Origin of the sequence: Pseudoalteromonas sp. S558 (genome assembly GCF_005886635.1) — a bacterium.
GTDB classification, from domain to species: Bacteria; Pseudomonadota; Gammaproteobacteria; order Enterobacterales; family Alteromonadaceae; genus Pseudoalteromonas; species Pseudoalteromonas aliena.
Window position 1 is genome coordinate 1 of sequence record NZ_PNDU01000326.1, and the last position, 10,884, is coordinate 10,884.

Sequence of the window (10,884 nt, forward strand, 5' to 3'; positions counted from 1 at the left end):
CGTGCAGACATTTCCTGCGCTAACTGAGTGTAGTTATCTTTCAATAGTCCAGATATTGACGCGTAAATTCGCCTTGTTTTCACTGAAAATCTCTGGCTAGAGAAAATAAATTTAAATATCACCATGATTCAATATGTTAGTAAATCTCTTAACCAGAGCTCAGGTTAGTTAACTAATCTAAACGAGATAACTATATACCCGCTAAATCACGCTCGGTAATACACTCGTCTGAGGCCATTTCAAACTCGCGGCACACTAATGGGCGGTTTTCGTAAATGGAGCACATAAGCGTATTACGATCGAGTGCTTGGCACCAGCCATCGTCAGCGCGTTTCATTACTTCGCTGCCCCATTTATCGTATTCTATATAGTTAAAAGGCACGCCGGTGTCGGTTACTATGCGCACTTCTAATTGGCAACAACAGGCTTGGCAGTTAGCACACGTAACGGGCTCTGGGGTAGTCGTAATATTTTCAACGGGAATAACAATATGCGGCATAGTGGCTTACTTTTTTGAATAAGCCACTAGGATACAGTAACTAGTTTAACGCGCTAGTAGTTTTGCTTTAATATCGCCGTAACGCATCTGCTCGCACAATGCAAAGCCACTCAGCTGGCGTACTTTATTGCGCGTAAATAACGGTACGCTCATCCCCGCTAAAAAACGGCATTGGGTTTCAACACCCACGTTTTGATGATTTTTATCTGCCATATGCGCTAAAAACTCATCTACTTTTTGATAAATAAGTTGCTCATCAATGTGCGCAGGCTTTATAGAGTATTCAAGCTTAACCGCATGACCTCTACACACACTACAATGCCCACATTGCTCAGGTGCATTTTGATCGTCAAAATAGCGCGCTAAGTTATAGCTTAAGCAACTTTGCAGCTCAAAAAAGCGTATCAGTGCAGCTATACGTTTAATTTCGGCTTGTTCTTTATCGGTAAAGTAGTCATGAAGTTGCTGCGCAAGCTCGGGATTATTTATAACCTCCCCATGCACTTTATATACTTGGGTAATACGTTTGGTCTCAAGCGTTATTAAGTTTTTTTCGGCTAGGTAATCAAGAGCGGCCACTACACGTTTGCGATCAACCTGCGCAGCTTGTGTAAGGGAGTCAAAATTTAACGTGCCCCATATTTTTTTAAAATCGGTGTGGCTAAATATTTGTGTTAAAAATGCTTGGCGTTGCTCGTCAAAGTGACTAAGTAGCTCATTTTTATCGACCAAAAATTTATATTTAAAATCGGCGTAGTACGCATATTGTGGCGTTATTGCTCCTTGCATTTCGAGCTGTACTAACAAGGTTTTAAGGGCCAATTGTCTAATATTGCTTTCGCTTGAAAGGCTGTACTCTTGCATTTCCCATTGCTGGTGGCTTTGGCGAATATCGTTAATTACGTATTCAATACCGCTAAGCTCTGGCGTGTCGCCATATACAAAGTTTTCTACCGTATTGAGCCCGTCTAAATTAGCAAGCGTGTAACAGTTTGACGGATTACCATCGCGCCCTGCTCGGCCAATTTCTTGGCTGTAGTTTTCTATCGATTTAGGCAAATCGTAATGTATAACAAAACGAATATCCGATTTATCAACACCCATACCAAAGGCGATGGTTGCCACTACAACATTAATTTTACCGCCCATAAAATCATCTTGAATTTGCCACCTAAGCGTATCTTCAAGCCCGGCATGATAAGCCACTGCTTGCAGGCCTTGCGCGGTTAATACATTAGCGACTTGCTCGGCGCTTTGCTGCAGTGTTACGTACACAATCCCCGGGCCACTTTGCGCGCGTACAATATTGGCAAGTTCGGTGTTTTTATCGACGGTTTTAACACTCAACACGCTTAAATCTAAATTAGCGCGGTAAAAGCCCGTTTGCACAACGCACTCAGGTGCAATAGCAAAACGCTCGGCCATATCGCGCTTTACTTTTTTAGTTGCCGTTGCCGTAAGCAACAACACTAAAGGAATATTAAGCTCTTCGCGGTAACGCGGTAGCTTTAAGTAGTCGGGTCTAAAGTTATGACCCCATTCAGATATACAATGCGCTTCGTCTACCACCAGCATAGAAAGTGCCACTTGACTTATAAACTCTCTAAAACGCTCGTTTTTAAATCGCTCAACCGAGACCATTAATACTTTAATTTTGCCGTTTCGCACGTCGTTCATTACGGTGCTGCTTTGCATTTGATCTTGGCTCGAATCAAGGCTAGCTGCATAAATGCCTTTACTATTTAAAAAGCTAATTTGATCTTTCATTAAGGCAAGCAGTGGCGACACCACAAGCGTTAAATTAGGTAAGTGCAATGCGGTGAGTTGGTAACACAACGATTTACCCGAGCCGGTCGGAAATATCGCCAGCGACGATTGACCATTTAAAAGCTGCTCTATAGTTTGTTGTTGCCCTGTTCTAAATTGGCTGAAACCAAAATGTTGTTCAAGTGATTGAATTAATGACGCGGTCATAAGTGTCCTTTTCGGTGTTTTTAACAGCGATTTAACTGCACAGCTAGGCGATAAAAACGTGAGTATAACTTATATGCCTTTGATCATCATTTTTTGCTGACATATCCTTTATTTAAGCGCAAAATAACCTTACTAAATACTATGCTAGTACGTTTGCCAAAAATAATTTTTGCGATACCCAAATAACCTTAAAACACTAAAAATAATACAGATTATTTGGGTATATTATTTTTAAGGGCAACGTTATGAGTATTACAATACCTAAAATCGTCGTTATTGGCGGTGGTGCTGGCGGATTAGAGCTTGCAACCCAACTTGGGCATAAACTAGGGAAAAAAAATCACGCAGATATACTGCTAATAGACAAGAATCGTACCCACATATGGAAGCCGTTACTGCACGAAGTAGCGACAGGCTCTATTGACCCCGATTTAGATGGCGTTGTGTATTCAGCCCATGCCGCAAAACATAATTATCGTTTTCAACTAGGAACGTTTTGCAATATAGACCAAAGCAATAAAACAATTACCCTCTCCCCATTAAATGACGAGTTAGGCCACACCATTTTACCTGGCCGCACCGTACGCTACGATCACCTTGTTATTGCCATTGGCAGCGTAAGTAATGACTTTAATACGCCAGGTATAAAAGAGCACTGCTACTTTTTAGATTCAAGCCAACAAGCAGAGCGCTTTCAGCATTCGCTACTTGATAGCTTTACCCGCCTTCATCAAGACGACAACCAACAACAATCGCTTAATATCGCCATTGTAGGTGGCGGCGCTACGGGTGTTGAGCTCTCTGCTGAGCTTTACCATGTGTCGGAGCTATTAAAACTTTATGGCTTAACGAATATGTCCTCTAAACGTTTACATATTCATTTGATAGAAGCCGGCCCACGTATTTTGCCTGCATTACCTGAGCGCATAGCTACCAGCGCCAAACGCGAACTATTAAAACTTGGCGTAAATGTGCGCGAGCAAACTCAAGTAAAAGAAGGCACCGAACAAGGGTTTATCACCAAAGATGATGAACACATTGATGCCGATATTATGGTATGGGCGGCAGGTGTAAAAGCGCCTGATTTTATTAAAGACTTAGGTATTTTTGAGCTGACTCGTAGCAATCAAATTCAAGTAAACGAGTTTTTACAAAGCACCGTTGATAAGAGCATTTTTGTATTAGGCGATTGCTGCGCATTTACCCAAGCCGATGGCAAGCAAGTGCCACCACGCGCACAATCGGCGCATCAAATGGCGCAGTGCGTTGAAAAAAACCTAATCGCCACATTAAAGCAGCAACCACTACGCGGCTTTAAATACAGCGATCATGGCTCGCTGGTTAACTTATCGAGCTACAGCACTGTGGGTAACTTAATGGGGAACCTCACCAGTAATACCTTTTTTATTGAAGGTAAAATTGCCCGCTTTATGTATATATCGCTTTATAGAATGCATCAACGCGCCATACACGGCAGCGCAAAAACCTTTGCATTATGGATAAGCGAAAAAGTACTACGTGTTGTGCGCCCAAAAATGAAATTGCATTAAAAGCGATTTAAATTAAAGACGGTGAGCGCTATCACTGTCTTTAATTTTTAACACGGTTTGTGTAGAGTATTTAAAACAAATAAAGGATTGGGGCTATGGCGGGAAAAACGCTAATTTTTAACTTTGACGGCACAGGTAATGAGCCTCGTGACGCAGAGCAATTTAGCTCAGAACACTTTAAAGAAGACGCCAGTATCTCTAATATCCTAAAATTGCACTTACTACTTGGCGGTAAGTTAGAAAACGCCACTACCACTGCATTTTCAAACCAACTTAGTTTTTACTACCAAGGTATTGGTACCAAAGGTAGCCACTTAAAGCGGGTACTAAATCAAACATTTGCGCCACGAAGTGACGATGTAGCTAGCATTTTAAATCAAGCTTTTAGTGATTTTAAAACTCATTACCAACGTGGCGACACACTACTTTTAACTGGTTTTAGCCGAGGTGCTGCGCTTGCTAGGCGATTTGCTAAATGCCTTGAACGCTTAATAAACGAAAACGTTTATTTATGTGTATTTGATACCGTGGCCTCTATTGGCTTATCAAAAATAAATAAAGCGGCTTATGGCGCAGAGCATGTTATTTTTGAAAACCACACCATAGCAACAAACGTTACTCAAGCTCTGCACTGCGTAGCCCTTGATGAAAAAAGACGTGCGTTTGAACCCACACTTATGAATCATCAAAGTAATATTACTGAGCTGTGGTTTGCTGGCGCGCATTCTGATATTGGCGGCGGTTATTATCGCGATGGTTTAGCTGATATTTGCCTACGCTACGCCTTAGAATGGTTAATAGAGCAGCCGCTTAGTATATCTTTGCTAACCAGTCATAGTATAGATTATGAAACATTACTACCTGATAGTAACTTAGTGGCGCAAGATGATGTTACCGTGATACCCGATCCACTTGCATTGAGTCATCAACAAAATTACTTTTGGTTTAACCCGCTGTTAAAATTAATAGACAGGGAATGCGCCGTATTACTAGATAACGAAACCAGCAGCCTTAAACCGCTCGTGCACCACAGCGTAGCTGAGCGTATTAATAAACTGACAAGCTATCGACCAGAGTCATTAAAAAAGCGGCAATATAAAATTAGTTACAGCGACAACAGCACGTTGAGTTTTATAGGGCTAAGCGCTCATATTGAGCTGGCTAATCAAAACATGAGTATGCTGAGCATTAACCAAAGCCAAGATGTAACCGTATTTGCCAGTGAGCACTACAATGCGACAGGCTTAATGCTTGAACTAGGTGCTACGTATCGCTTTGCACCCTACCCAAATCAATATTGGTTTGACGATGGTATAAAGTGCACACCATTAGGCTGGAGCCGCGATAATGTGCAACTTGGTGTAAAAGAAATCCCCATGGCAGTGCTTGAACCGTTTAGACGATTGCCTCACGCACAATGGTTTTCGTTAATAGGCGCTATAAATAAAAGCGACGATCATCTATTCGAAATAGCAGATGGCGCAGATATTAAAATCACTAAATCGGGTGAGTTTTGTCCATTTGCAAACGACTTAAGCCGCTTTTATGGTGCGAATGCAGGTAAGGTAAAAATGAAAGTAACAAGATTGAGTTAACACTGTTACTTTCATTTTAATCAGACAAATAAGTGGCAGCTATTTAATTAAGGCTCTATATACTTTTTATCATAACTTAGTAACCCAAAGCCAATTGGAATGCAGGAAAAGCAAAAAGCGCTGAATATTTCAAGATTTATAGAAAAAACTCCACACACACCAATCACAATCAAAGTTAGACCAGCGAGTTTAAACCATTTTTTAGGCAGTACCCATGTTGCTACCACTCCTAAAAAAAGAGCAAAAGCGATCGCCCACCTAGTAAATTCATCCATAAATATTCTCTCTATTTACATGAGCTTCTAATGAAATTAAAATACTATAAATACTTAGCTAACCTGAACTCTGAATAATAAATCTATCTCGAGTAGCTATTTTCAGCGCTAACTGCCTTGAAAATAAATTTAAATATCACCATGATTCAATACTTTAGTAAATCTCTTAACCAGAGCTCAGGTTAGCTATAGATCATTGAGTCTTACTTTCGCGTCCCTACCTCATATACAGCAGCTACACATTATCGAGTATAGCTTATAGGCCCTTGCTATTAAATGCGTTACACAACTATCGCTTTTTTCATTTTATGGCCTTTAACGGCATAAAATAAAATAAATAAATAGCACGGGAGCATAACGGAGTACCCCATTTGTAACGAGCTTAAACCGCTTAATAATCCCCAAAACATAGGCCCAAACGCACCGCCCGCAATACCCATTACAAGCAACGCTGAGCCTGTACTGGTGAGTTTACCCATTCCTGATAGAGCAAGCGGAAACACAGCAGGCCATACAATCGCATTCGCTAAGCCTAAAAAAGCAATCATCAATAACACATCCGGTAATTGTACCCCACCTAATGGAACTAATACGGTATTAGCAATAATGCTTGATTGCGTGTCAACAAATAAAATAGCCAGCGTTAATATCACCCCTAACGTGGCTGAAATACTGAGTGCTTTTTGCTGCGAAATAAAGCGTGGGATCAAAGTGCTCCCTAAAATATAACCCACAACCATACACACCATCGTATACGAGGTCATTACGCTATAGCCTTCAATCCCTAACGATAGCGCAAAAGTGCCAATTGTATCGCCCGCAATAACCTCAACAGCAACATAAACAAAAATAGCAATAACGCCTAATGCTAAATTAGGGTGCGATAACGTTTCTTTCACTTCGCTCAAAGAACTTGATGAGTTTTCTTCTTTAGCAAGCTCTGGTAAAGGCGATTTTTTTACAGCGAGGGCAAGCACCCCAATAAACAGTGCCATGCCTAAATAAGGTAAAATAAGGCTGTTTGCCATCGAATCAATTTGGGTTTGCGATAACGCTTGCCCAACTGTGCCTGTAAAATTATTTAAAATAAGTGCGGTAAAAACCATAGGTGCAATAACACCTGCCCCTTTATTTAAAATCCCCATAATACTAATTCGAGCAGCTGCCGACTCTTCAGGGCCTAAACGTACAACATAAGGGTTAATTGCTGTTTGCAATAGCGTTTGGCCCGTTCCCATAACAAGTTGAGCTAATAAAAACAGTGGAAATATTTGTGATTTAGCCGCTGGAATAAACAACAATCCTGCAACCATCATAACCGTCATGCCTAACGCCATCCCATTCTTATAGCCGACCTTTTTAATCAACATTGCTGATGGAATAGCGGTAAAAGTAACAGCTATGTAAAACGAGAATAAAATAAGCGAGCCTTGAAACGGAGTAAGCTTGAGTATTTGGCTTAAGTACGGCATTAATGAGCCATTTAACCATGTCGCAAACCCCAGTATAAAAAACAAGACCGCAATAATAGCCATGGGAACCACGCTACTTTGCTTAGATGTGTGTATAACATTTGTTGTCATGTTATTTTCCTTTAATTATATTTATTATATTTTTAAAAAAGCTGAGCACCGCCAATCCAAGTGCTAATTACCTGTTGTTGATTATTTAATTCTACAAAATTTGCAGGACTACCTATTACTAATTGCCCCCATCCAGCAGGTAAACCAATGTACTTTGCAGGATACAAGCTAGCCATTTTGAGCGCTTCGGGTAACGAAACTTGCACATGTTGAACACAATTTCTAACCGCGCTTGCCATATCTAAAACCGAGCCTGCGAGCTCTCCGGTGGTTGACGTTAATTTACCGTCTTGCAAATGTACTGTTCGGTCAAAAAAGGCGAATTCATGTTGATTTGTGCCCACTGGCGGCATTGCATCCGTTACTAAAAACACTCTACCTTGTGGCTTCGCTTTTAATGCCAGCCGACAAGATGCAAAGTCAACATGATGGCCGTCTACAATTAATCCGCAATAAGTTTCATCATTAAGTAATGCGCAACCGACTACACCGGGTTCTCTGCCTTGCAAGGGCGACATTGCATTGTATAAATGCGTAAACCCTGTGGCACCGGCCTCAACAGCCTGTTGAGCTTGATTATACGTTGCGTTGGTATGGCCTAAACAAACCTGAATACCCAGTCCGCGCATTTTATTAATATCGCTGGGTAATACATTTTCAGGGGCGACAGTAACAATAACTTTGCCTAAATCTTGACGCGATAATATTTGCCATTCTTGATCAGAAATTGGGCGAATAAACTCAGCACTATGCGCACCTTTTTTTACAACTGATAAATGTGGACCTTCAAAATGAATACCTATGATGCCAGGCACTTCTTTTGCTATTGCGTGTGCTATTACATCAGCGGCTTGTTGCATTACCTCCACAGTGTCGGTAATTAATGTTGGTAGCATTGCTGTCGTTCCGTATTGCGCATGCGCTAACAGCATTTTTTTAATACCTGACAGTGTGCTTGTACGATTGAACAATACACCACCACCGCCATTGACTTGTAAATCAATAAAGCCCGGCGCAACAAGGCCCTTTAACTTTTTATCGTACTTTTGCACATTGTCATCAATATCAACAATGATTGCATTTTCGATGGTGAACACTTTGTTGCTCTGCATTTGTTGCCCATCAAAAAATTGTGCTATATGAACGCGTTCGGCTGACATTTATAACGTCCTTGTTACTTTTTTAAGCCCCTTAGGCTCATCAGGATTAAAGCCTCTACTTAGTGCGACCTTGGCTACGTCTAAATAAAAACGCTGTAAAATTAAAAATGGCGCTAAACGAGGGTGGATAACAATGTTATTTTGATTCAAATTAATGATCTCAGCCCCTCGTTGCGTAACTTCGTCTATTTGTTGCTGATGTGAGGTTGCCGTTTCGTCATCAACAGCACAGTTTAAAATAACCAATCCTTGTTCGACGAGTGTCACCGGACCATGCAAAAATTCGGCACTACTGAATGCTTCTGCATGAATTGCACATACTTCTTTTAATTTTAAAGCCATTTCTTTGGAGATAGAAAATCCTAACCCACGCGCAAGTACCACCATATTACTTACTTTGGCAAATGCAGGCGGAGTCAGTTGCGCGGGCGAATCAATCATTGTGTTAAGCGCTTGTGGCAGCTCATTTAATGCATTAATTAAGGACTGGTTTTGCGTCCAATTAGCGACAATATGAACTAAAGCAGAGAGCGTTGCTAAGTAACTTTTAGTCGCCGCGACAGAAATTTCGTCGCCGGCTTTAAGCGGCACAAAATCATCAACAATATCTTGTAATGGAGACTCTTCATCGTTAACAAGAGCAATACAATAAGCACCTGATTTTTTAGCCATTTTTGCTTGGGCAATAATATCGGGGCTGCGTCCTGATTGTGAAATAACAATCACTAGGGCATCTTGCAACTTTATTGATTTACCATAAATGCTGGCCACCGATGGCGCAGCTGAACTCACTGGAATACCCGCTTCAATTTCAATTAAATATTTACCAAACACACCGGCATGATCAGATGAACCTCGACCAATAATCATGACCATTTTTGGGGCTATATCGCGAAGCTTTTGGCCTATTTTTTCGACTAAAGGTTGGTTTGCAATTAACTGATTTTTAATTACATTGGGAGTTTGCGCCGCTTCTTTTTCCATCAACGTTTGAAACATTATCATTCCTGCCTAGTGTTGTTAATTTGCTGCTTTGCATAAAGTACCGCGCCCATTTCTGGTGCTGACAAAGGCGCTGCTAATTTACTTTTTATATCGCTATCTAACCAAGTGGTTATCGATTCAGATAAGCCGCCAATAAATGAAATTCTTGGTGGGTTTTGCTTTAATAATTCGCGTGCTATATCGCTGATATAATTTGCACCGTCTTTAATAATATCGATTGCTGCGGCATCATTTTGCTGTGCAGATTTAAAAACACATGCTGCTAATTGTGCAAAATAAGCTGCTGGTTTGTTCGCTATTAATTCAACCAACTGCACTGCATTACTTACCTTTAAATGAGCCAACACTTGCGTGGTTAAAAGACTACTGGGCACTAACTTATCAAGTTCCATAAGCGCATGCTGGCAAGCAACAAAGCCTACCCATGCGCCACTCCCTTTATCGCCATGCGGGAAACCATGCCCACCAAGCATAAAAGCATGCCCATTTACGTATGAAAATCCACATGAACCAGTGCCTGCAATTATAACGGCGCCATCTTCGCCTTGATGAGCCCCCATACACGCAATAAGTAAATCGGTAGTTAGGTACATTTTTTTAAACGGAGAATGCCATTGATTCATTTGAGTCAATAAACTGGGTAAATTTACACCCGCTAAACCAATGCCTGCCGTAATTTCTGATAAGGAAATATCAGCTAAACCTGCATCTTGTAGCGCTAAACGCGCGGATTGCTCTATTGATGCTGTTGCTTGTGCAAAACCATGTAAAGGATTTCCAGGCCCTGCTATACCCTCGCCTAGAACGTCATTCGATTCATTAACAATAATTGCCCTACATTTAGTACCGCCGCCATCGATCCCCATAAAGAGTTTATTTTTATTAATATTGTCTGTGATCATGTTTGCCTCTTACCTTATTCGACCATGCTGCGTAAATACTCTAAATAACCTGAACTGCGGCTAATAAAACAATTTCTATCGTAATTTAGTAATCTTATACTAGCACAAATGACAGCGTTGTCATTAAATTATTTACATATAAATAACTTTTTATATGACTTCCATTAAAGTATTTTCACCCGAGGGCGTGTTGACCTTTGTGGATTGAAATTTGTTCAATCTAGGGGCGATTTAATCGCGGCGCGAGGTTTGTAACCTAGTGGGCTAAGTAAAAACCGAGCAACAAAGAGTTAATCGTCCCTAGAAAGAACCCAAAGGGCAGCGCATGTTTGGCATTTATT

The 10,884-nt window shown here is 40.9% G+C and carries 9 protein-coding genes; 2 read left to right on the forward strand and 7 right to left on the reverse strand.

From position 1 onward, the window contains the following. Positions 1-190: 190 nt before the first annotated feature. A complete protein-coding gene (locus tag CWB66_RS18495; RefSeq protein ID WP_077535485.1) occupies positions 191-499 on the reverse strand; it encodes a YkgJ family cysteine cluster protein in 309 nt (102 codons plus the stop codon). A gap of 45 nt (positions 500-544) precedes the next feature. Next, on the reverse strand, positions 545-2,473 hold the full coding sequence (locus tag CWB66_RS18500) for a RecQ family ATP-dependent DNA helicase (protein WP_138586521.1): 1,929 nt from the start codon (positions 2,471-2,473) through the stop codon (positions 545-547). Between the two features lie 245 nt (positions 2,474-2,718). Here CWB66_RS18500 and CWB66_RS18505 point away from each other — a divergent pair, with 245 nt between their 5' ends. Both CWB66_RS18505 and CWB66_RS18510 read left to right on the forward strand, forming a co-directional pair. Beyond that, on the forward strand, positions 2,719-4,023 hold the full coding sequence (locus CWB66_RS18505; protein WP_138586522.1) for an NAD(P)/FAD-dependent oxidoreductase: 1,305 nt from the start codon (positions 2,719-2,721) through the stop codon (positions 4,021-4,023). Between the two features lie 95 nt (positions 4,024-4,118). After that, positions 4,119-5,618, forward strand: a complete 1,500-nt coding sequence (locus tag CWB66_RS18510; protein WP_138586523.1) for a phospholipase effector Tle1 domain-containing protein — start codon at positions 4,119-4,121, stop codon at positions 5,616-5,618. A 47-nt stretch (positions 5,619-5,665) separates the two neighbouring features. On the opposite strand, the gene CWB66_RS18515 is transcribed toward CWB66_RS18510, so the two are convergent. The 5 genes from CWB66_RS18515 to nagK form a co-directional block, all read right to left on the reverse strand. After that, complete coding sequence (locus tag CWB66_RS18515) at positions 5,666-5,893, reverse strand: hypothetical protein (protein ID WP_138586524.1); 228 nt, start codon at positions 5,891-5,893, stop codon at positions 5,666-5,668. 281 nt (positions 5,894-6,174) lie between these two features. After that, complete coding sequence (gene nagP / locus CWB66_RS18520; protein WP_138586525.1) at positions 6,175-7,476, reverse strand: N-acetylglucosamine MFS transporter NagP; 1,302 nt, start codon at positions 7,474-7,476, stop codon at positions 6,175-6,177. A gap of 32 nt (positions 7,477-7,508) precedes the next feature. Next, the gene (gene nagA, locus CWB66_RS18525) at positions 7,509-8,636 is read right to left on the reverse strand and encodes an N-acetylglucosamine-6-phosphate deacetylase (RefSeq protein ID WP_077535473.1); all 1,128 of its coding nucleotides are present in this window, start codon (positions 8,634-8,636) and stop codon (positions 7,509-7,511) included. Beyond that, complete coding sequence (gene nagB-II / locus CWB66_RS18530; protein ID WP_077535472.1) at positions 8,637-9,635, reverse strand: glucosamine-6-phosphate deaminase NagB-II; 999 nt, start codon at positions 9,633-9,635, stop codon at positions 8,637-8,639. Positions 9,636-9,637: 2 nt separating this feature from the next. Then, a complete protein-coding gene (gene nagK, locus CWB66_RS18535; protein ID WP_138586526.1) occupies positions 9,638-10,543 on the reverse strand; it encodes an N-acetylglucosamine kinase in 906 nt (301 codons plus the stop codon). Between the last annotated feature and the right edge of the window lie 341 nt (positions 10,544-10,884).

Bases quoted from the DNA above. Each gene is read 5' to 3' on its own strand.
- CWB66_RS18500 (WP_138586521.1), bottom strand. From the start codon at position 2,473: ATGACCGCGTCATTAATTCAATCACTTGAACAACATTTTGGTTTCAGC.
- CWB66_RS18495 (WP_077535485.1), bottom strand. From the start codon at position 499: ATGCCGCATATTGTTATTCCCGTTGAAAATATTACGACTACCCCAGAG.
- CWB66_RS18510 (WP_138586523.1), top strand. From the start codon at position 4,119: ATGGCGGGAAAAACGCTAATTTTTAACTTTGACGGCACAGGTAATGAG.
- CWB66_RS18505 (WP_138586522.1), top strand. From the start codon at position 2,719: ATGAGTATTACAATACCTAAAATCGTCGTTATTGGCGGTGGTGCTGGC.
- CWB66_RS18515 (WP_138586524.1), bottom strand. From the start codon at position 5,893: ATGGATGAATTTACTAGGTGGGCGATCGCTTTTGCTCTTTTTTTAGGA.
- nagA (WP_077535473.1), bottom strand. From the start codon at position 8,636: ATGTCAGCCGAACGCGTTCATATAGCACAATTTTTTGATGGGCAACAA.
- nagK (WP_138586526.1), bottom strand. From the start codon at position 10,543: ATGATCACAGACAATATTAATAAAAATAAACTCTTTATGGGGATCGAT.
- nagP (WP_138586525.1), bottom strand. From the start codon at position 7,476: ATGACAACAAATGTTATACACACATCTAAGCAAAGTAGCGTGGTTCCC.
- nagB-II (WP_077535472.1), bottom strand. From the start codon at position 9,635: ATGTTTCAAACGTTGATGGAAAAAGAAGCGGCGCAAACTCCCAATGTA.